The following is a 19,487-nucleotide window of genomic DNA, read 5'->3' as shown; positions in this document are numbered from 1 at the left end:
GCCGCGGCGCTGGACTTCGCCGCCGATCCGCGCACCATCTGCGGCAGGCCCCCGACACCTTGCCCCTCCCGAGCATGCGCACCTGCACCGACCTGGCCGCCGCGATCGGCCACACCCCGCTGATCCGCCTGCGCCGCGCCTCGGAGCTGACCGGCTGCGAGATCCTCGGCAAGGCCGAGTTCCTCAACCCTGGCGGCTCGGTCAAGGACCGCACCGCGCTGGGCCTGCTGCTGGATGCCGAGCGCAGCGGTGCGCTGCGCCCGGGCGCGACCATCGTCGAGGGCACCGCCGGCAATACCGGCATCGGCCTGGCGCTGCTGGGCGCCAGCCGCGGCTACCGCACCATCATCACCATGCCCGCCACCCAGAGCCGGGAGAAGATCGAGGCCCTGCGCGTGACCGGGGCCGAGGTGCGGCTGGTGCCGGCGGTGCCCTACGCCAACCCGGAGCACTACGCGCACCAGGCGCGGCGCCTGGTCGAGCGGATGAACGCCGGGGCGCCGGGCAGCGCCTGGTTCGCCAACCAGTTCGACAACACCGCCAACCGCGACTTCCACCAAGCCACCACCGGGGTGGAGATCTGGGAGCAGACCGGCGGCCGCATCGACGGCTTCGTCTGCGCCACCGGCACCGGCGGCACCCTCGCCGGCGTGGGCCGCGCGCTGAAGGCGCGCAAGCCCGGGGTGGCCATCGCCCTGGCCGATCCGGCCGGCTCGGCGCTGGCCAGCTACGTCAACACCGGGGAACTGACGTCCGAAGGTGGTTCGATCACCGAGGGCATCGGCTCCAGCCGGATCACCGCCAACTTCCGGGACGCGCCTGTGGATTACGCCTGGTCGATCCCGGACAGCGAATCGCTGCCTTGGGTACACGAGCTGATGGCCCACGAAGGCCTGGGCGTGGGCGGCTCCAGCGGGGTGAACATCGCCGGCGCGGTGCGCCTGGCGCGGGAACTGGGCCCCGGGCACACGATCGTCACCGTGCTGGCCGACGGCGCCACCCGCTACCAGGGCAAGCTGTTCAACCCGGCCTTCCTGCGCGGCAAGGGCCTGCCGGTGCCGGAGTGGCTGGAGCGCGCGTTCCCGGAACCGGCCTGAGGCTCAGGCGCCGGGGGCCTGGTCCAGCGCCGGCACTGGCGCACCCTCGCCTTCGCCGTCGCGCATCAGGCGCGCGGCCATCCAGGCCGCGGCCAGCATCATCGCCGCGCCGAACACGGCCACCGCGTGCATGGCATCGGTGAACGCGGTGCGCGCGGCCTCGGCGAACGCGCCGCCGTCGGCCAGGCCGCCGGCCACCGACATCGCCCCGCCCAGGGTGGCCAGGGCGCGTGCGCCCTCGGCCGGTTCCAGGCCCGCCGGCAGCGCCGGGCCCAGCCACAGCCGGAACAGCAGCATGCCGGCGCTGCCGAGCACGGCGATGCCCAGCGCACCGCTCAGTTCGGCGCTGGTCTCCGACAGCGCCGAGGCCGCCCCGGCGCGCTCCGGCGGCGCGGTGGTGATGATCAGCTCGTTGCCCACCGTCATCACCGGCGCCAGGCCGATGCTCATCGCGATCATCCCGGCGACCAGGAACCACAGCGCGTGCGGCGGCGTCACCAGCGCGGTGACGACGAACCCGGCGGCGGCCAGCACCAGCCCGCGCACCATCACCCGGCGCGCGCCCCAGTGCCGCGCCAGCCGCGGCGCCAGCAGCGAGCCGGCGGTGAAGCACACCGACCACGGGATGGTGGCCAGGCCCGCCTGCAGCGGGGTCAGTCCCAGCACCAGCTGCAGGTACTGGGTCATGAAGATGTAGACGCCCATCATTGCCAGGCCGGTGAGGGCGTAGGCCACGATCGCGGCGGAAAACGCCGGGCGCCGGAACAGGGTCACGTCCAGGAACGGATACGGCAGGTGCCGCTGCCGGCGCACGAACATCGCGCCCAGGGCGATGCCGGCCAGAAGCACGGCGATGCCGCGTGGATCCACGCCATGTTCGGCGATGCGCTTGAGCCCGTAGACCACGGCCAGCACCGCGCCCAGCGACTGCAGCATGCTGGCCAGGTCCAGCCTGCCGGCGTCGGGGTCGCGGTACTCCGGCAGCAGCTTCGGCCCCAGCACCAGCAGCAGCACCATCACCGGCACCGCGGCCAGGAACACCGCGCCCCACCAGAACCATTGCAGCAGCAGGCCGCCGACCAGCGGGCCGATCGCGCCGCCGACCGAGAACGCGGCGATCCACACGCCGATCGCGAACTGGCGCTCGTGCTCGTCATGGAACATGTTGCGGATCAGCGACAGGGTCGAGGGCGCCAGGGTCGCGCCGGCCACGCCCAGCAGGGCGCGCATCGCCACCAGGGTTTCCGCGCTGCGCGAGAACGCGGCCATGACCGAGGCCACGGCGAACGCGGCCGCGCCGGCCAGCAGCAGCTTGCGCCGGCCGATGCGGTCGCCCAGCGTGCCCATGGTGATCAGGAAACCGGCCACCAGGAAGCCGTAGATGTCCACGATCCACAGCAGCTGGCTGGCGCTGGGATCCAGCTGCGCGCTGATCGCCGGCAGTGCCAGGTTCAGCACGGTCAGGTCCATCGCGTAGACCAGGCAGGGAAGGGCGATGATGGCCAGGCCGATCCATTCGCGGCGGGTGGCCTTGGGGGCGGAAAGCGGCTGGGGCATTGTCTCGGGGAAAGCTGGGGGCCTGCCACTGCGACGAGCGGCATGCGGGGTTTTCGACGGACGGCGCCCAGGCCTCCGGTGCCGGGACTACCGCAGCAGGAATCCGATGAGGCGCGCCAGCCTTGCGTAGGGCGGCCGCAGCAGGTCACTGGCGCTGCGCCGAGGTTGCCACAGCACCGGCAACTGCTTGCTGAAGGCATCGAAGCCGGCGCGGCCGTGGTAGGCGCCCATGCCGCTGGGGCCGACGCCGCCAAACGGCAGGTGCTCGGCGGCGAAGTGCAGCAGGGTGTCGTTGACGGTGACGCCGCCGGCCAGCACCGAGCCGAGCACCCGCTCGATCTCGCCGCGCTCGGCGGAGAACGGGTACAGCGCCAGCGGCCGCGGGCGCGCGTTGACGAAGCCGATAGCCGCCTCCAGCGAGTCCACCGCCAGCACCGGCAGGACCGGGCCGAAGATTTCCTCGCGCATCAGCGCGATGTCCTCCGGCGGGTCCAGCACCAGGGTCGGCGCGAACAGGCGCCGCGCCGGGTCGTGGCCATCCACCAGCGGCAGCACCTCGCAACCGCGCGCGCGGGCCTCGTCCAGCCAGGCCTGCAGGCGCGCGAACTGGGCCTGGTCGATGATCCGGGTGTAGTCGCCGGCCTGCCCGGACAGGTCCCCGTAGCGGGCCAGGGCTTCGGCGCGCAGTGCTGCGACCAGGGCATCGCGGCGTTCGCGGCCGCCGACCACCAGCGCGTAGTCCGGGGCGATGCAGGTCTGGCCGCCGTTGAACCACTTGCCGGTGGCCAGGCGCGCGGCGGCCCGTTCCAGCGGATACGAGGGACAGACGATGGCCGGCGACTTGCCTCCCAGCTCCAGGGTCAGCGGGGTGAGGTTGGCCGCCGCGGCGGCCATGACCTTGCGCCCGACCGCGGTCGAACCGGTGAACACCAGGTGGTCCAGCGGCAGCGCGGCGAACGCCGCGCCGACGTCGGCGCCGCCCTGGGCCACGGCCACGCGGTCGGCGGGGAACACCTCCTGGAGCAACTCGCGCAGGAAGCGCGAGGTGGCGGGCGTGGCCTCGGAGGGCTTGAGGTAGACGTGGTTGCCGGCGGCGATCGCGGTGGCCAGCGGCACCAGCGCCAGGTTCACCGGGTAGTTCCACGGCGAGATCACCCCGACCACGCCCAGCGGCTCGCTGCGCAGCTGCGCGCGCGCCGGCCACAGCCGCCAGCCGGCCGAAACCCGGCGCGGCCGCATCCAGCCGCGCAGGTTGCGCAGCAGCAGGTCGATGGTGGACAGCACCGGCATGGCCTCGGCCAGCAGGCTTTCCTCGCGCGGGCGGTGGCCGAAGTCGGCGGCGATCGTTTCCACCATCCGCGGCAGGCCCGCCTTCAGCGCCGCGCGCAGGGCGCGCAGGTCGTCGCGCCGCTGCGCATAGCCGGGGCGCTGCCCTTGCCAGGCCGCGCGCAGGCGCTGCAGGGTGGGCGCGAGTTCGGCCACCGCGGTGGGCGGGTCGACGGGCAGGGACTTGGCGGGGGCGGCAGGGGCATCCATGCGCGCAGTGTAGGGCCGCGCGCCGCCGCGCCTACAATGTGCCCATGCAAACGCCCAACCTGCGCCCCTACCTCGAACGCTCGCCCGTGCTCGGCCAGCGCGTGTACCTGGACCCGGCCGCCGTCGTGATCGGCGACGTGGAGCTGGGCGACGACGTCTCGGTGTGGCCGGGCTGCGTGCTGCGCGGCGACGTCAACCACATCCGCATCGGCGCGCGCAGCAACATCCAGGACGGCACCATCATCCACACCAGCCACCACAGCCCGTACAACAAGGGCGGCTACCCGACCCTGGTCGGCGAGGACGTGACCGTCGGCCACGGTGCGATCCTGCACGCCTGCACCATCGCCGACCTGTGCATGGTCGGCATGGGCGCCCGCGTGCTCGACGGTGCCCGGGTGGAGAAGTACGGCTTCGTCGGCGCGGGCGCGGTGGTCGGTCCGGGCAAGGTGGTGGGCGAGGCCGAGCTGTGGCTGGGCAATCCGGCGCGCTTGGTGCGCAAGCTGGGCGAGCGCGAGATCGAGAGCCTGCACTACTCGGCCGCGCACTACGTGCGCCTGAAGGACGCCTACCTGGGGATGGCGCCGGCCGGCTGATCCGGCGTGGTGGCCGCCTCCAGCGCGGCCAGGATCGCCAGCGCCTCGGCGCGGCTGGCGCCGCACATCTCCGGGCCCGGGCGCAGCGAGGCGCACACGGCCGGCCGTTCCGGACGGCCGAACAGGCGGCAGCGCAGGGCCGCGTCCAGTTGCGGGCAGGGCATGCCCGCCGGCTTGCCGTGCGGCAGGCCGGGGATCGCCGAGGAGATCGACGGGGCGGTGCAGCAGGCGGCGCAACCGCTGCGGCACGCGAAGGCGGGGGCTGCCGGCGGATGCATGCGCCCAGTGTAGGCCCTGGCTGGGCAGGGCGCGCGGCGGCCGGTTAAAGTCGGCGGCGGGCAAGGAGCGGGGAACCCATGCCGCCACGGGCAGGCAAGCCGGCAGGAGCGCCGGCCAGCGAAGGCAGCAGCGCGACCGGCGCGCACGCGACCGGCGAACCCGCGCGCCTGCTCGACACCTACCGCGAGGTGGTCACCCCCGAGGGCGTGCCGCTGCACCTGCCGGCCGCCGGCCCGGTGCCGCGCGCGCTGGCCTGGCTGATCGACCTGGGCGTGCGGATGGCGATCATGCTCGTGCTCGGCACCGTGCTGGCCCTGATGGGCGGGCTCGGCCAGGGCCTGCGCCTGGTCCTGCTGTTCGCCGTGACCTGGGCCTACCCGATCGTGTGCGAGGTGGCCTGGGACGGGCAGACCCCGGGCAAGCGCGCCATGGGCCTGCGCGTGGTCGGCGGCGACGGCGCGCCGGTGGGCTGGCTGCAGGCGATCGTGCGCAACCTGCTACGCACGGTGGACGCGCTGCCGTTCGGCTACGCCACCGGCCTGGTCGCCAGCCTGTGCGACCGCCACGGACGCCGCGTCGGCGACCTGGTCGCCGACACCCTGGTGGTGCACGTGCCGCCGCCGGCCGCCGCGCCGCAGGTGCCGGCGGTGCCGGCGCGCGCGCCCGGGCAGCCGCTGCGCGCGGACGAACAGGCGGCGATCGTCGCCTTCGGCGAGCGCGCCCCGCAGCTGCCGCCGGCGCGCCGCGCGGAACTGGCCGGGCTGTTGCAGCCGCTGACCGGCGCCACCGGCGCCGCGGGCGTGGAGCGCCTGTACGGCATCGCCAACGCATTGCTGGGACGGCGATGAGGCAGGAGCAGTTCGTCGCCCGCCACCAGGCCGAATGGCAGGCGCTGGAGTACTGGCTGCGCCACCGCGGCAATGCCCGTGGCGCGCCCGCCCCCGGCGCCGCGGCGGCCATGCCCGATGCCGAATTCCCGGCGCGCTACCGGCGCCTGTGCCAGCAGCTGGCGCTGGCCCGCAGCCGCGGCTACAGCGCGCCGCTGCTGGCGCGCCTGCAGCAGCTGATGCAGGACGGCCACGCCGTGCTGTACCGCGCCCCGCCGCCGCGCTGGCGGACCGCGCTGGAGTTCGTCGCCGCCGGCTTCCCGCGCCTGGTGCGTGCCCAGGCGCCGGTGATGTGGGCCTCGCTGGCGCTGTTCGCGCTGCCGCTACTGGCCACCGGCCTGCTGGCGCTGTGGCGCCCGGACCTGGCCCAGCACCTGCTCGGCCAGGAGCAGCTGGCGCAGCTGGAACGCATGTACGACAGCGCCGACCCGGCGCGCGCGCTGGGCCGCGAAAGCGGCGACGACTGGCGCATGTTCGGCCACTACGTGATGAACAACATCAGCATCGGACTGCGCACCTTCGCCGGCGGCCTGCTGGCCGGGGTGGGCACGGTGGTGGTGCTGCTGTTCAACGGCGTGGTCATCGGCACCGCCGCCGGCTACCTGCAGGCGGTAGGCCACGGCGGGCCGTTCTGGCGCTTCGTCTGCACCCATGGCGCACTGGAGCTGACCGCGATCGTGATTGCCGGCGGCGCCGGCCTGCGCCTGGGCCTGGCCCTGGTGGCGCCGGGCAACCGCAGGCGCCGCGACGCGCTGGTGCATGCCGGGCGCATCGGCGCGCGCCTGTGCCTGGGCGTGGCCCTGATGCTGCTGGGCGCGGCCTTCGTCGAGGCGTTCTGGTCCTCGACCCGCTGGCTGGCGGACTGGCTGCGCTTCGGCGTGGCCGCGCTGCTGTGGAGCGGGGTGCTGGCCTGGCTGTGGCGCGGCGGCCGCGGCGCGGAGGATGCCGATGCGGCCTGAGGACCTGCAGGTCAACCTGCGCCCGCGCTCGCCCTGGGAGGCGATGGAGCTGGGCAGCGCGTTGTTGCGCCGGCACGCGGCGGCGGTGTGGCGGCCGTGGTTGCTGGCGACCCTGGCGGTGGCGCTGGCGGCCAACGCCGTGGCCTGGTGGCTGGGCGTGCCATGGCTGGGCATCGTCCTGGCCGCCTGGCTGAAGCCGGCGCTGGAGCGGATCCCGCTGTACGTGCTCTCGCGCGCGGTGTTCGGCCAGGTGCCGGACGCCCTGGCCACGCTGCGCGCGCAACCGCGCTTCGCCCCGGCGACGTTGCCGGCCCACCTGCTGTGGCGCCGTTTCGGGCCGGCGCGATCGCTGCTGCTGCCGGTGGACCTGCTGGAGGGGAACAGCGGCAACCTGCGCACGGCGCGGCGGCACGCCGTGGGCACGAATGCGTACGCCCAGGCCTGCGTGCTGACCACGGTGTGCCTGGCGTTCGAGCTGGTGCTGGCGCTTGGCGGGATCGGCCTGGTGCTGCTGTTCGTGCCGCAGGACCTGCTGCAGGCGTGGTGGCGGTCCCTGGGCTGGCCGCCGCCGCAATGGCTGTGGCTGGTGGCGGCCGCGCTGCTGTGGATCGCGGCGGCGGTGGTCGGGCCGTTCCATGTCGCCGCCGGCTTCGGCATGTACCTCAACCGCCGCAGCGAGAGCGAGGCCTGGGACCTGGAGCTGGCTTTCCGCCGCATGCGCCGGCGCCTGCTGGCACAGGGTGCACCGCTGCTGCTGGCGCTGCTGGCGGCGTTGCCGCTGGCCGCGCGCGCCGCCGACGCGCCGGAGCCGGAGGACGCCGCTGCGCGCAGCAGCATCCGGGCCGGCGAGGACGGGCCGACCCTGCCGCGGGTGTTCGGCGAGCAGCTGCAGGACGATGCCGGGTTCCGCCGCGCCGCCGCACGCGCCTACCGCGACCCACAGCTCGGCCGCGAGCGGGTGGTCATGGAATGGAAGCGGCGCGCCCCGCGGGCGCAGGCGCCATTGCCAACGCTGCCGTCCTGGCTGCGGGAGCTCTCCGGCGTGGTGGCCTGGCTGGCCGAGTCCGGCCTGTGGCTGCTGCTGGGCGCGCTGCTCCTGCTGCTGGTGTTGACCGCGCGGCGCTGGCTGCCCTGGTTGCGTGGCGGCGCGGGCCGCCTGCGCCGGCTGCCGGCAGCCGCCATGGTCGAAGTGGATGCGGATGCGCCCCCGGAAGCCCTGCCCGAGGACATTCCCGCCGCGGTCCGCCGGTTGTGGAGCGGCGGCAGCCCGCGCGCGGCGCTGGCCCTGCTGTATCGCGCCAGCGTCGTGGCGATGGCCGTGCGCACGCGGGTCGAACTCCCGCCGGGCGCCACCGAGGCGCAATGCCTGCGTGCCGCCGCGGCGCTGGCGCCCGATGCCGGGCGCACGGTGTTCGCCCGTACCGTGCGCACCTGGCAGTACGCCGCCTATGCCGGCAGCCTGCCGGATGCGGCCGCGTTCGAGGCCCTGGTCGAGGACGCCGGCCGCTGCTGGGGGTGGCGCGCATGAACGCACGCGAGCGCGGGATCCTCGCCGGCGGCATCGCGCTGGGCCTGCCCCTGGTGCTGGCGGTGGCCACCGCCTGGGTCCTGCACAACTTCGAGCGGGTCGAACGGCGCATCCCGCTGCCGCCGGGAGGCGAGGCCGCGGCCGACCCGCTGTATGCCCTGCGCCGCACCCTGGAAGCCGACGGCCGCCCGGTGGCGGGGCACGACGGCCTGCAGCCGGCCGCGCTGGTCGGCAATCCGCGCGACACCGTGCTGCTGCTCGGCGACCCGGCGCGGGTCGATGCCGCCGCCGCCGGGCAGCTGCTGGCCTGGGTGTCGCGCGGCGGCCACCTGGTGCTGCGCACGCCGCCGCGCGGCGGCGACCCGGGCGCGGTGCCGCTGCTGGCGGCGCTGGGCCTGCGCCAGGGGTTGCGCGCGCCGCGCTGCGAGCCCCTGCGCGTGCCGCGGCAACCGGACCATGTCGAGTTCTGCCGCGGCCGCCGCTTCGTGCCCGATGCGGCGCGCCCGCCGCAGCTGCGCTGGGGCCAGGAGGGGCATGGCCTGGCCTGGGCGCGCTGGCGCCACGGCCGCGGCCACGTGGACCTGCTGGCGGACATGGATTTCCTCGGCAACGGCCCGCTGCGCGAGGTGCCGCACCAGGCCCTGGCGCGGCAGGTGCTGGCGCCCAATTACGGCCGCGGCACCGTGCACCTGGTGCGCATGTCCGAGCGCCTGCCGCCGTGGCTGGAGCTGCTGCGGCGCGGCTGGATGGTGTGGCTGCCGCTGTTGCTGCTGCTGGGCGCCGGGCTGTGGCGGCACGGCCAGCGCTTCGGCCCGTGGCTGCCGGCGCCGGTGGCAGCGCGGCGCTCGCTGCTGGAGCACGTGCAGGCCAGCGGCGAACTGCTGTACCGGCGCGGGCACCACGAACTGCTGCACGCGGCCTTGCGCGAGGCCTTCCTGGCGCGGCTGCGGCGGCGCGAACCGGCGCTCCACGCGCTTGCCGGCGCCGAGCGCGCCGCGGCCCTGGCGGCGCGCCTGCAGCTGCCGCCGCAGCTGGTGCGCGAAGCGCTGCAGCGCCCGGGCGACCGCCAAGAATTCCACGCGCGCATGCGCACCCTGGTCCAGATGAGGAACCGGCTATGAGCGACACGTCCACCCTGCAACCCATCACCGGAGAAGCCCTCGCCAGCCGGGTGGCCGCGATCCGCGCCGAGGTCGCGCGCGCGTTCATCGGCCAGGAGGAGGTGCTGGACCAGGTGCTGGTGGCGTTGCTGGCCGGCGGCCACGTGCTGATCGAGGGCGTGCCCGGGCTGGGCAAGACCCTGCTGGTGCGCGCGCTGGCCCGCGCCCTGGCGCTGGAGCACGCGCGGGTGCAGTTCACCCCCGACCTGATGCCCAGCGACATCAGCGGCCACGCGGTGTACGACCCGGACAGCGCCAGCTTCCGCATCCGCCGCGGCCCGGTGTTCACCAACCTGCTGCTGGCCGACGAGATCAACCGCGCCCCGGCCAAGACCCAGTCGGCGTTGCTGGAGGCGATGCAGGAAGGGCAGGTGACCATCGAGGGCGAGTCGTTCCCGCTGCAGCCACCGTTCATGGCCCTGGCCACCCAGAATCCGGTGGAGCAGGAGGGCACCTATCCGTTGCCGGAGGCGCAGCTGGACCGCTTCCTGTTCAAGCTGCTGATCGGCTACCCGCGCCACCAGGACGAGGTGCGCATGGTGGCCGAAGTCACCGGCGGGCGCAGCGGCGGCGGCTTCGAGCTGGACGAGGTGGTGCCGGTGGTCGGCGCCGCCGAGCTGGTGGCGATGCAGCAGGGCGTGGCCCGGGTCGCGATGGATCCGGCGGTGGTCGACTACGCGGTGCGGATCGTCGCCGCCACCCGCAAGTGGCCGGGCATCGCCCTGGGCGCGGGCCCGCGCGGCAGCATCGCCCTGGTGCGCGCGGCGCGCGCGCAGGCGGTGCTGGAGGGCCGCGACTTCGCCACCCCGGATGACGTGCGCGCGGTGGCCCTGCCGGCGCTGCGCCACCGCATCGCGCTGGCGGCGGAACTGCAGATCGACGGGCAGTCGCCGGACGAGGTGTTGCGCGCGCTGCTGGCCCGGGTGGAGGCGCCGCGCAAGTGAGCGCTCGCCGCAGTGCCCGGTCGCCGGAGGCGCGATGAGGCCCGGCATGCCGCTGCTGGCCCTGCTGGCGCTATGCGCGCTGGCCGGCGTGCTGCCGGCGCTGGGCCTGGCCCCGGCGTGGGCATGGTGGCTGCTGGTGGCGCTGCTGGCGCTGCTTGCGGCGGTGGATGCCTGGCGCCTGCGCGCCATTCCCACGCCGCAGGTGGAGCGCCGCCTGGCCGACGTGCTGCCGGTGGGCGTGCCGCGCGAGTTGCAGCTGGAGCTGCGCTCGGTGCCGGCACTGCGGCTGGAACTGGCCGACCTGCATCCGCCGGGCTGGCGCGCCGAGGGCCTGCCGCTGCGGCTGTCGCTGCCGGCGCACGGCGTGGCCCGGGTCCGCTACCGGCTGGTCCCGGCCGCGCGCGGCAGCTTCGTGTTCGAGGGCACCCACCTGCGCCTGCCGTCGCCGTGGCGGCTGTGGCGCGCGCTGCGCACCGCGGGCCAGCCGCAGCAGGTGCGGGTCTACCCCGACTTCGCGCCGCTGGCGAAGCTGGCGCTGTTCAGCGCCGAACAGGCCTCGTTGCTGGTGGGCGCGCACGTGCGCCGCCGCCGCGGCGAGGGCACCGATTTCCGCCAGCTGCGCGAGTACCGCGTCGGCGACAGCCTGCGCCAGGTCGACTGGAAGGCCACCGCCCGCGCGCGCAAGCTGGTCTCGCGCGAATACCAGGAGGAGCGCAACCAGCAGCTGATGCTGGTGGTCGATACCGGGCGGCGCATGCTCGCCAGCGAGGGCGGGCTGTCGCACTTCGACCACGCGCTCAATGCCGCCCTGGTGGTGGCCTGGCTGGCGCTGCGCCAGGGCGATGCGGTGGGCTTGCTCGCCAGCGGCGCCGGCCACCGCTGGATCCCGCCGCGGCGCGGGCCGGGCGCGCTGCAGGGCCTGCTGCGCGCCAGCTACGACCTGCAACCGCAGGCGGTGGCCACCGACTACCTGGCCCTGGCCGACGCCCTGGCCCTGCGCCAGCGCCGGCGCGCGCTGGTGATGCTGTGCACCAACGTGCGCGACGAGGACGCCGACGACCTGCTGGCGGCGGTGTGCCTGCTGCAGCGCCGGCACCTGGTGTGCGTGGCCAGCCTGCGCGAGCAGGAGCTGGACCAGGCCTTGGCCACGGAAGTGGACGACGTGCGCGGCGCGATCCGCGCCGGCGCCACCGCCGCCTACCTGGCCCAGCGTGCCCAGGCGCACGAAGCGCTGCGCCGGCACCGGGTGATGACCCTGGACGTGACCGCGGCCGAGCTGCCCGGCGCGCTGGTGGAGCGCTACCTGGCGGTCAAGCGCGACGGGCTGCTGTGAGGCCGGGATTTTCGGATTGGGTCGCGTGACCTCCTTCACTGGCCGGCCAGCATCGGTCGGCGAGGATGGAGCCATCCACTCAAAGGAGTTGCGCAATGAGCAATGGACCCGGCTCCGCGGGCAACGTGATTGCCGCCATCTGCAGCCTCGTCGTGCCCGGCCTGGGCCAGCTGGTGCAGGGGCGGGTGCTTTCGGCCGTGCTGTGGTTCCTGGCCGCCTGCATCGCCGGCGCCCTGACCTGGCTGCTGACCCTGTCGCTGTTCCCGTTCGGCTGGTTCGTGGTCAGCGTGCTGTCGTGCATCAGCGCTGCGGTGTACCGTCGGCCGCTGGCCTGAGCCGGGCTTTGCGCGGCCCGCTCAGGCCGCACGCACCAGCATCGCGGCGAGCCGCCGCACCACCGGCAGCACCAGCAGCAGCACCGGGAAGGCGATCAGCCAGGACAGGCCCCAGGCCCGATCCAGCGCGGCAGCAGGTCCGGCGCCAGTCCCGCGGCCTTGAGCGTGGAAACCAGCGAGACGATCGCGCTCATCAGCACCGACAGCAGCAGCGGCATGACGATCGCCGCGCAACGTGCGGGCAGCTTGGGAATGCCGGGGAGGATGTGGGAGTCCTGGCGATGGTTGCTACTCATGGTTCTCCAGCAGTGCAGTGGGGGCGGATGCGAAAGCTTCGCCCTGCCGCCGCGGGAGCCGGGCAGCGGCTACATCGCCTCGCATTGAGCGGCCGGGGCTGTCCTCCCGCGCAGGCGCGGCCCGGCGTCCGTGGCCGCCGAACGGGCGCTGCCGGCCTTCAGGCGGCGCGGGCGCCGGCCGCGCTGATCGCGCGCAGCGCGCCCCAGCCCAGCACGGCCAGGCCCACCGCGGACGCCAGCGCAAACAGCATCACCGCCGCGCTGTACAGCGCCAGCCAGGTGCCCAGGGATTCGCCGCCGCCGGCCATGCCGCGGGCCAGCACCCAGCCCTGGCCGAGGCTGGCCAGCAGGCGCAGCAGGGACGCGAGCAGGACCACCAGGGCGCCGGCCACGGCCAGCCTGCGGCCGGGGGCGCCGGTGCGGGTACGGATGCGCAGAAGGGCCAGCACCAGGCTGGCGGCCAGCAGTTCCGGCAGCTGGTAGGCCAGCATGGTCAGCAACTGGGTCGGCATCTGCTGGCCTCAGTCCGCGGTGACCAGGCGCGCGTGTTGCGCGTGCAGTTCCTCGTACACCGGCTGGGTGTCCGGGCGCACGCCGTGCCAGGCCTCGAAGGCCTCGGCCGCCTGTTCGACCAGCATGCCCAGGCCGTCGACCACGCGCAGGCAGCCGGCGGCGCGCGCCCAGGCCAGGAACGGGATCGCCGCCTCGCCGTAGTTGATGTCCACCGCCACGGTGCGGCTGTTGACCAGGGTGATCGGGGCGTTGAACGCGCCGGCGCCGGTGCCGCGCGCGGCCGAGGTGGCGTTGACGATCAGCTCGAAGTCGCCCTGGTTGGCAAGGTCGTCCCAGTAGCGCGAATAGGCGCGGCCGGGCTGGCCCAGCGCGTCGACCAGGGCGTCGGCGCGCGCGGCGGTGCGGTTGACCACCGCCAGTTCCAGCACGCCGGCCTCCAGCAGCGCGCCGGCCACGCCGCGCGCGGCGCCGCCGGCGCCCAGCAGCAGGGTGCGGCGGCCGCGCAGGTCCAGGCCGTGGCGGCCGGTGAGGTCGCGCACCAGGCCGGCGCCGTCGGTGTTGTCGCCATGCCACTGGCCGTCGCGCCAGGTCAGGGTGTTGACCGCCTGCGCGGCGCGCGCGCGCGGGGTGAGGCTGGCGCACAGCGCGTGCGCCTGTTCCTTCAGCGGCATGGTGACGTTGCCGCCGCGGCCACCGCCGGCGGCGAACGCCGCGAGGATGTCGGCGAACGCTTCCGGCGGGGCATCGATGGCCGTGTACTGCAGGGCGATGCCGGTCTGCCGGGCGAAGGCTGCATGGATCCGCGGCGACAGCGAATGGGCGATGGGGTGGCCAAACACGGCATAGCGGGCTTCGGGCATGGCGTCCTCGACGTTGCGGTGGTGGGGCCGATGGCGGCTAGACTGCCCGGCCCGGGACTACGGACCGAGCCATGCGAAGCCACCTGCGGACGGCCCTTTGCCTGAGTCTACTCCTGCCGGCCAGTGCGTCCGGCCTGGCCGAGTTTGGCATCGAGGGCCTGTGGACCGTGTCCACGCGCGACGATGAGCTGCGCGGCAGCGTTTCCCCGGACGGGCAGTGGCTGGCCTGGGCCAGCGACCGTGCCGGTGGCGCCGGCGGCATGGACCTGTGGATCGCCCGCCGCGACGGCATCCGCTGGGTCGATCCGCAGCCGCTGCCGTTCAACACCCCCGGCACCGAGACCGAGCCGGCGTTCTCGCCGGACGGACGCTGGCTGTACTTCGCCTCCGAACGCGAGGATGGCCGCGGCGGCCTGGACCTGTACCGGGTGGCATTCGACGGCCAGCGCTGGGGCACGCCGGAGCCGCTGGTCGCGCTCAACACGCCGGGCAACGAGCATTCGCCCACGCCCTCCGCGGACCGCCTGCTGTTCGCCAGCGATGGCCACCCCGGTGCCGGAGGGCTGGACCTGTACGCCGCGCGGATCCTTCCCGATGGCAGTTTCGTCCTGGCCGGCCCCCTGCCGGGCGTCAACACCCGGATCGACGAACTGGACGTGCTGGAGCTGGACGGCGGCCGCGCGCTGCTGTTCGCGCGGCGCGATCCGGCCAGTGGCCGCTCGCGCCTCCACCTGGCCGCCTGCCGGGGCGTGGCTTATGCCGCGCAGGGTCCATGGGGGCTGTCCTTCAACACCGAGGACCGCGACACGCGGGCGCCGGTGGTCGATCTTTCACGCCCGGCCGACCTGCTGGTCACCGGCTCGGCGCCGGCGCCGAAGGCCGGCAAGGGTGATCTGTACCGGGTCGCCGTGCCGACCCTGCGCGGGGCCGACGGCTGCATGCCCGGCGCCTGAGCGCCGGGCCGCCCGCAGGCCGGCGTGGCTCAGTCCTCGCGCAGCCAGCGCGCCACGTCCAGCGCGTAGTAGGTCAGTACGCCGTCGGCGCCGGCGCGCTTGAACGCCAGCATCGCCTCCATCGCGCAGGCCTTCTCGTCCAGCCAGCCGTTGGCCGCGGCCGCCTTGAGCATCGCGTACTCGCCGCTGACCTGGTAGGCGAAGGTCGGCACGCCGAAGGCGTCCTTCACCCGGCGGATCACGTCCAGGTAGGGCAGGCCCGGCTTGACCATGACCATGTCCGCGCCCTCGGCGATGTCCAGCTCCACCTCGCGCAGGGCCTCGTCCGAATTGGCCGGGTCCATCTGGTAGGTGAACTTGTTGCCCTTGCCGAGGTTGCCGGCGCTGCCGACCGCGCTGCGGAACGGGCCGTAGAACGCGCTGGCGTACTTGGCCGCGTAGGACATGATCCGGGTGTTGATGAAACCGGCGTTCTCCAGCGCCTCGCGGATGGCGCCGATGCGGCCGTCCATCATGTCCGAGGGCGAGAGGATGTCGACGCCGGCCTCGGCGTGCACCAGCGACTGCCTGACCAGCGCTTCGATGGTCTCGTCGTTGAGGATGTAGCCGGACTCGTCGATCAGCCCGTCCTGGCCATGGGTGGTGTACGGGTCCAGCGCCTGGTCGCTCATCACGCCCAGCTCGGGGAAGCGCGACTTCAGGGCGCGGATGGCGCGCGGGACGATGCCGTCCGGATCCCAGGCGATGCGGCCGTCGGCGGTCTTGGCTGCCGGATCGGGCACGCCGAACAGGTCCAGCACCGGCACGCCCAGCTCCAGCGCCTGCTCGGCCACGCGCAGCAGCTCGTCGATCGACAGCCGCTCCACGCCCGGCATCGAGGGCACCGGTGCGCGGCCCTTCTCCTCGTGGACGAAGACCGGGTAGATCAGGTCGTTGGTGGTCAGCACGTTCTCGCGCATCAGGCGGCGGGAGAACTCGTCGCGCCGCATCCGGCGCGGGCGGATCAGGGGATAGGACATGGATGGCTCCTTGCAGGCCTGGAATGATACGCCCCGGGCCGGCGCCGCTTCCCCGGACCGATTGTCCCGCCCGCCGGGCGATTCGCGGCCGATTCACCCGGCCGGGGGGAACATCCGGCCACCACCATCGGACCCAGGGGGAACCGCCATGCGCCACATGAAGCCACTTATCGCCGCGTCCCTGGCCGGCCTGCTGCTGGCCGGCTGCGCCGGCACATCCAAGGTCATGCTGGGCCAGGCGCGGCCGCCGATCGACCCGTCCCAGGTGCAGATCTACTCGGCGCCGCCGCCGGGCTCGCAGGACATCGCCCAGCTGGAAGCCTCCAGCGCGGTCGGCTTCGGCACCCAGGGCCAGACCGACGCTGCGGTGGCGCGGCTCAAGCGCGAGGCCGCGGCGCTGGGCGCCAACGGCGTGGTGTTGGTGGGCGTGGGTTCGTCCGGATCGCCGGTGGGCATGTCGGTGGGCGCCGGCAGCTTCGGGCGCCACACCGCCGGCGGCCTCAGCGTGGGCATCCCGACCACGCAGAAGAAGGCGGCCGGCGTCGCCATCTGGGTGCCGCCGGGGGCGGTGGCGCCGCAGCCGGAACCGGGCAGCCGGCCAGGGGCCTCCGTGCCGGTGGAACCGGGCAACTGAAAGCAGGAACGCCGGCCTTGGGCCGGCGTTCCTGTCCTGGGGGCCGCTGCGGCTTTGTTCCCGGACGAGCGAAGCGCGTCCGGGAACAAAGCCGCGCCTCAGCGCCCGGGCTTGAGGCAGCGCCCGAAGAAGTCCTCGGCCAGGCGGTAGCGGTGCAGCGCGTCGGCGCCGGACAGGCCGTGGCGGGCACCGGGGTAGGCCATCATCTCGAACGGCTGGCCGCGCTTCTGCAGCGCCGACATCACCGCGGTGGCGTTGGTGAACAGCACGTTGTCGTCGGCCATGCCGTGCAGCAGCAGCAGCTTCGGCGCCTTGGGGCCGACCAGGCCGTCGATGTGCTCCAGCACGCGCGCGGCGCGGTAGCCGTCCGGGTTGGAGGCCGGCAGGCCCATGTAGCGCTCGGTGTAGTGGGTGTCGTACAGGCCCCAGTCGCTGACCGGGGCGCCGGCGATGCCGCAGGCGTAGGCATCGGTGCGCGCCAGCAGCATCAGGGTCATGTAGCCGCCATTGGACCAGCCGTGCACGCCGATGCGCGCCGCATCCACCCACGGCTGCGACTTCAGCCACTCGATGCCGCGCAGCTGGTCGTCCACCTCCACCGTGCCCTGGCGGCGGTACAGCGCGCCGCCGAAGTCGCGGCCGCGGCGCGGGGTGCCGCGGTTGTCCAGCGAGAACACCACGTAGCCGTTCTGCGCCAGGTACTGGTTGAACATGCCGTCGCCGCGGCCGGCCCAACTGCGGGTCACGGTCTGGGTGGCCGGGCCACCGTAGACGTAGACCACCACCGGGTATTTCTTCCCGGGGTCGAAGCCGGCCGGGCGGATCAGGCTGTAGTGCAGCTCGGTGCGGCCGTCGGCCGCGGCCAGGGTGCCGAACTCCACCGGCAGCTGCGCCTGGCGGTAACGCGCGAACGGATGCGCCGGATCGGCCGGGTCGTTGCGCAGCAGGGTAGCCAGGCGGGTGCCGTCGTTGCGGTACAGCTCGGTCTGCGGCAGGGTGGATTCGTTGGACCAGTAGTCCACGTACACGCTGGCGTTGCGCGCGAAGCTGGCGCCGTGCATGCCCGGCTCCTTCGACAGCTTCTCCACCGCGCCGCCGGCCAGCGGCACGCGGTAGACGTGCTTCTCCAGCGGCGAATCCAGGGTGCCGGAGAACCAGGCGTAGCCGGCCTCGGCGTCCACCGCCAGCAGCTCGTCCACCACCCATTCGCCGGAGGTCAGCGCGGTCAGCTGGCTACCGTCCTCGCTGGCGATGTACAGGTGCTGGTAGCCGCTGCGCTCGGAGGCCCACAGGAAGCGGCCGTCGGGCAGGAAGCGCAGGGCGTTGTGCAGCGGCACCCAGGTCGGCGAGGTCTCGGTCACCAGCACGCGCTGCCGGCCGCTGGCCAGGTCGGCCTCGACCAGCTCCAGCCGCTGCTGGTCGCGCGACTGGCGCTGGAAGGTCAGGCGCTGCGGGTCGCGCCAGTCCACGCGCGGCAGGTAGATGTCCTGTTCCTTGCCCAGGTCGATCCAGCGCGGCCTGGCGCCGGCGCGCGGGGCGATGGTGGCCAGCTGCACGCGCACGTTGGGATCGCCGGCGGCGGGGTAGCGCTGGTCCACCACCACGGTGCGGTCGGCGTGCACCTCGTGGCGCTGGCGCAGCGGCACGGGCGATTCGTCGATGCGGATGAAGGCGATGGCGCTGTCGTCCGGCGCCCACCAGTAGCCGGTGTGGCGGCCCATCTCCTCGTCGGCCACGAACTCGGCCACGCCGTTGGCGATGGTGTCGCTGGCGTCGTGGGTCAGGCGGATCTCGCGGCCGCTTTGCAGGTCGATCACCCACAGGTCGCGGTCGCGCACGAAGCTGGCGTAGCCGCCGCGCGGGGACAGCTTGGGGTCGGTGGCGAAGCCCTCGCCCGAGGTCAGCTTGCGCACCGCCTCGTGGCCTTCGCGGGCCAGGTCGTACAGGTACAGCTCGCCGCCCAGCGGGAACAGCAGGGCCTTGCCGTCCGGCGACCACTGGTAGTCGACGATGCCCGAGAGCGAGGCGATGCGCTGGCGTTCGCGCCGCGCCTTTTCCGCCTCGCTGAGCACTTCCTCGCCCGGCAGCACCACGCTGGAGTCCACCAGCATGCGGGTCTGGCCGCTGGCCACGTCGTATTCCCACAGGTCCAGGCGGTTGCGGTCGTTCTCCTTGCCACGCAGGAAGGTCACCCGCGCGCCGTCGGGCGAAACCTTCGGCTTCATCAGCGTCGGGCCGGACAGCGGCGCGCTGCCGGTGATCGCCTCGAGGGTGAGCTTTTCTCCCGCCGGCGCGGCGGTGGCAGGGGCGGGTTGCGTCATGGCGAAGGCAAGCAGCAACGGCGAGACGAGGGCGGGGAAGAAGGCAAGGCGCATGCAGGCATCCGGTAAGGCGACATCCGGGCATTGTAGACGGCGTGCGCCGGACCGCGCCGCGCGTGGCGCGCCGCCGCTACCGGGGCCGCAAGGCGCATCGCGGCGGTGCTGCGCGCACGCCAGGATTGACAGCCGTGGCGTGTCCCAGCAGAGTCCCGCCGCGGGCTTGCATGGACGCGCCCGGGCAGCGCCGCAGGACTGCGGCGGCGAGCCCCGGCCGGCCTGTGGCCCTTCCGGTCCGGCCTGTTGGGGGATGCATTGAAGGTTTCGCGATTGCTGGCGGCGGCGTCCATGCTCGCCGCGATGACCGTGGTCGATGGCGCATGCGCGCTGACGGTCGCCGACTACGAGGCGCAGCGGGATTCGGCCGATCCGGAAGTGCGCATCGCCCAGGGCATCTACCTGCTGGGACTGGGCAACGGCTTCACCTATGCCAATGCCGCCCTGGCCACCGGCGGCCAGCGTCCGCTGTACTGCGCGCCGCCGAAGCTGGCGCTGAACGAGGACAACTACCGGCGGATCATCGACGAGGCCCTGCGCAAGGCCCGCGAGGACGGCCGGGTGCGCGACGAGGAGCCGGTCGAGTTGTTCCTGCTGATCGGCCTGTCCCGCACCTTCCCCTGCGC

Annotated in this window: 19 protein-coding genes and 1 pseudogene; 12 read left to right on the top strand and 8 right to left on the bottom strand. The window is 74.0% G+C overall.

The annotated features are described in order from the left end of the window. Positions 1-74 precede the first annotated feature (74 nt). Positions 75-1,097 carry a cysteine synthase A gene (locus EIM47_RS13125; RefSeq protein ID WP_019398338.1) on the top strand — a complete coding sequence of 341 codons (1,023 nt, stop codon included), beginning with the start codon at positions 75-77 and terminating at the stop codon, positions 1,095-1,097. 3 nt (positions 1,098-1,100) lie between these two features. On the opposite strand, the gene EIM47_RS13120 is transcribed toward EIM47_RS13125, so the two are convergent. After that, on the bottom strand, positions 1,101-2,654 hold the full coding sequence (locus EIM47_RS13120) for an MFS transporter (RefSeq protein WP_125077155.1): 1,554 nt from the start codon (positions 2,652-2,654) through the stop codon (positions 1,101-1,103). Between the two features lie 87 nt (positions 2,655-2,741). Further along, positions 2,742-4,190: a coniferyl aldehyde dehydrogenase gene (locus tag EIM47_RS13115; RefSeq protein ID WP_019398336.1), complete on the bottom strand. Its 1,449-nt coding sequence runs from the start codon at positions 4,188-4,190 to the stop codon at positions 2,742-2,744. A gap of 44 nt (positions 4,191-4,234) precedes the next feature. Here EIM47_RS13115 and EIM47_RS13110 point away from each other — a divergent pair, with 44 nt between their 5' ends. Further along, entirely contained in the window at positions 4,235-4,786 is a 552-nt protein-coding gene (locus EIM47_RS13110) for a gamma carbonic anhydrase family protein (protein ID WP_125077154.1), read from the top strand. Here the strand turns inward: EIM47_RS13110 and EIM47_RS13105 are convergent. Next, positions 4,759-5,064, bottom strand: a complete 306-nt coding sequence (locus tag EIM47_RS13105; RefSeq protein ID WP_019398334.1) for a hypothetical protein — start codon at positions 5,062-5,064, stop codon at positions 4,759-4,761. The two genes, EIM47_RS13110 and EIM47_RS13105, sit on opposite strands and share 28 nt — an antisense overlap. Positions 5,065-5,232: 168 nt before the next feature. On the opposite strand from EIM47_RS13105, the gene EIM47_RS13100 reads away from it, so the two are divergent. The 7 genes from EIM47_RS13100 (at position 5,233) to EIM47_RS13070 (ending at position 12,211) form a co-directional block, all read left to right on the top strand. Then, a complete protein-coding gene (locus EIM47_RS13100) occupies positions 5,233-5,913 on the top strand; it encodes an RDD family protein (protein ID WP_240626243.1) in 681 nt (226 codons plus the stop codon). Then, positions 5,910-6,911: a stage II sporulation protein M gene (locus EIM47_RS13095; RefSeq protein WP_125077152.1), complete on the top strand. Its 1,002-nt coding sequence runs from the start codon at positions 5,910-5,912 to the stop codon at positions 6,909-6,911. Before EIM47_RS13100 ends, EIM47_RS13095 begins: the two co-directional genes overlap by 4 nt. After that, on the top strand, positions 6,901-8,439 hold the full coding sequence (locus EIM47_RS13090; protein ID WP_125077151.1) for a DUF4129 domain-containing protein: 1,539 nt from the start codon (positions 6,901-6,903) through the stop codon (positions 8,437-8,439). Before EIM47_RS13095 ends, EIM47_RS13090 begins: the two co-directional genes overlap by 11 nt. Next, positions 8,436-9,560 (top strand): DUF4350 domain-containing protein, encoded by a 1,125-nt coding sequence (locus EIM47_RS13085; RefSeq protein ID WP_125077150.1) that lies wholly within the window; start codon positions 8,436-8,438, stop codon positions 9,558-9,560. Before EIM47_RS13090 ends, EIM47_RS13085 begins: the two co-directional genes overlap by 4 nt. After that, positions 9,557-10,543 carry a MoxR family ATPase gene (locus EIM47_RS13080; RefSeq protein ID WP_125077149.1) on the top strand — a complete coding sequence of 329 codons (987 nt, stop codon included), beginning with the start codon at positions 9,557-9,559 and terminating at the stop codon, positions 10,541-10,543. Before EIM47_RS13085 ends, EIM47_RS13080 begins: the two co-directional genes overlap by 4 nt. A gap of 34 nt (positions 10,544-10,577) precedes the next feature. Further along, entirely contained in the window at positions 10,578-11,876 is a 1,299-nt protein-coding gene (locus EIM47_RS13075) for a DUF58 domain-containing protein (protein ID WP_125077148.1), read from the top strand. 95 nt (positions 11,877-11,971) lie between these two features. Further along, entirely contained in the window at positions 11,972-12,211 is a 240-nt protein-coding gene (locus tag EIM47_RS13070) for a hypothetical protein (protein WP_125077147.1), read from the top strand. 21 nt (positions 12,212-12,232) lie between these two features. On the opposite strand, the pseudogene EIM47_RS16010 reads toward EIM47_RS13070, so the two are convergent. The 3 genes and pseudogenes from EIM47_RS16010 to aroE form a co-directional block, all read right to left on the bottom strand. Further along, positions 12,233-12,405 (bottom strand): annotated as a pseudogene (locus tag EIM47_RS16010) (DUF2798 domain-containing protein). A gap of 260 nt (positions 12,406-12,665) precedes the next feature. Then, positions 12,666-13,019: a hypothetical protein gene (locus EIM47_RS13060; protein WP_240626239.1), complete on the bottom strand. Its 354-nt coding sequence runs from the start codon at positions 13,017-13,019 to the stop codon at positions 12,666-12,668. A 9-nt stretch (positions 13,020-13,028) separates the two neighbouring features. Next, positions 13,029-13,880 carry a shikimate dehydrogenase gene (gene aroE / locus EIM47_RS13055; RefSeq protein WP_028915206.1) on the bottom strand — a complete coding sequence of 284 codons (852 nt, stop codon included), beginning with the start codon at positions 13,878-13,880 and terminating at the stop codon, positions 13,029-13,031. A gap of 71 nt (positions 13,881-13,951) precedes the next feature. Here aroE and EIM47_RS13050 point away from each other — a divergent pair, with 71 nt between their 5' ends. Further along, on the top strand, positions 13,952-14,833 hold the full coding sequence (locus EIM47_RS13050; protein ID WP_164514615.1) for a PD40 domain-containing protein: 882 nt from the start codon (positions 13,952-13,954) through the stop codon (positions 14,831-14,833). Positions 14,834-14,862: 29 nt separating this feature from the next. Here EIM47_RS13050 and hemB read toward each other — a convergent pair whose 3' ends face one another. Beyond that, positions 14,863-15,852 carry a porphobilinogen synthase gene (hemB, locus tag EIM47_RS13045; RefSeq protein ID WP_019398329.1) on the bottom strand — a complete coding sequence of 330 codons (990 nt, stop codon included), beginning with the start codon at positions 15,850-15,852 and terminating at the stop codon, positions 14,863-14,865. 148 nt (positions 15,853-16,000) lie between these two features. Between hemB and EIM47_RS13040 the strand changes: the two genes are divergently transcribed. Beyond that, complete coding sequence (locus EIM47_RS13040) at positions 16,001-16,486, top strand: hypothetical protein (RefSeq protein ID WP_125077146.1); 486 nt, start codon at positions 16,001-16,003, stop codon at positions 16,484-16,486. A gap of 98 nt (positions 16,487-16,584) precedes the next feature. Here EIM47_RS13040 and EIM47_RS13035 read toward each other — a convergent pair whose 3' ends face one another. After that, positions 16,585-18,807, bottom strand: coding sequence for a S9 family peptidase (locus tag EIM47_RS13035; RefSeq protein WP_125077205.1), 2,223 nt, complete (start codon positions 18,805-18,807; stop codon positions 16,585-16,587). Between the two features lie 345 nt (positions 18,808-19,152). On the opposite strand from EIM47_RS13035, the gene EIM47_RS13030 reads away from it, so the two are divergent. Beyond that, positions 19,153-19,487 (top strand): hypothetical protein (locus tag EIM47_RS13030; protein ID WP_028915202.1); only part of this gene is annotated, 335 nt, incomplete at its 3' end.

This window comes from Pseudoxanthomonas sp. SGT-18, from assembly GCF_003931645.1.
Lineage (GTDB): Bacteria > Pseudomonadota > Gammaproteobacteria > Xanthomonadales > Xanthomonadaceae > Pseudoxanthomonas.
This window is presented reverse-complemented; position numbering and strand designations above follow the sequence as displayed.

Coding starts and splice junctions, on each gene's coding strand:
- EIM47_RS13125 (WP_019398338.1), top strand. CDS start 75: ATGCGCACCTGCACCGACCTGGCCGCCGCGATCGGCCACACCCCGCTG.
- EIM47_RS13120 (WP_125077155.1), bottom strand. CDS start 2,654: ATGCCCCAGCCGCTTTCCGCCCCCAAGGCCACCCGCCGCGAATGGATC.
- EIM47_RS13115 (WP_019398336.1), bottom strand. CDS start 4,190: ATGGATGCCCCTGCCGCCCCCGCCAAGTCCCTGCCCGTCGACCCGCCC.
- EIM47_RS13110 (WP_125077154.1), top strand. CDS start 4,235: ATGCAAACGCCCAACCTGCGCCCCTACCTCGAACGCTCGCCCGTGCTC.
- EIM47_RS13105 (WP_019398334.1), bottom strand. CDS start 5,064: ATGCATCCGCCGGCAGCCCCCGCCTTCGCGTGCCGCAGCGGTTGCGCC.
- EIM47_RS13095 (WP_125077152.1), top strand. CDS start 5,910: ATGAGGCAGGAGCAGTTCGTCGCCCGCCACCAGGCCGAATGGCAGGCG.
- EIM47_RS13090 (WP_125077151.1), top strand. CDS start 6,901: ATGCGGCCTGAGGACCTGCAGGTCAACCTGCGCCCGCGCTCGCCCTGG.
- EIM47_RS13085 (WP_125077150.1), top strand. CDS start 8,436: ATGAACGCACGCGAGCGCGGGATCCTCGCCGGCGGCATCGCGCTGGGC.
- EIM47_RS13080 (WP_125077149.1), top strand. CDS start 9,557: ATGAGCGACACGTCCACCCTGCAACCCATCACCGGAGAAGCCCTCGCC.
- EIM47_RS13075 (WP_125077148.1), top strand. CDS start 10,578: ATGAGGCCCGGCATGCCGCTGCTGGCCCTGCTGGCGCTATGCGCGCTG.
- EIM47_RS13070 (WP_125077147.1), top strand. CDS start 11,972: ATGAGCAATGGACCCGGCTCCGCGGGCAACGTGATTGCCGCCATCTGC.
- EIM47_RS13060 (WP_240626239.1), bottom strand. CDS start 13,019: ATGCCGACCCAGTTGCTGACCATGCTGGCCTACCAGCTGCCGGAACTG.
- aroE (WP_028915206.1), bottom strand. CDS start 13,880: ATGCCCGAAGCCCGCTATGCCGTGTTTGGCCACCCCATCGCCCATTCG.
- EIM47_RS13050 (WP_164514615.1), top strand. CDS start 13,952: ATGCGAAGCCACCTGCGGACGGCCCTTTGCCTGAGTCTACTCCTGCCG.
- hemB (WP_019398329.1), bottom strand. CDS start 15,852: ATGTCCTATCCCCTGATCCGCCCGCGCCGGATGCGGCGCGACGAGTTC.
- EIM47_RS13040 (WP_125077146.1), top strand. CDS start 16,001: ATGCGCCACATGAAGCCACTTATCGCCGCGTCCCTGGCCGGCCTGCTG.
- EIM47_RS13035 (WP_125077205.1), bottom strand. CDS start 18,807: ATGACGCAACCCGCCCCTGCCACCGCCGCGCCGGCGGGAGAAAAGCTC.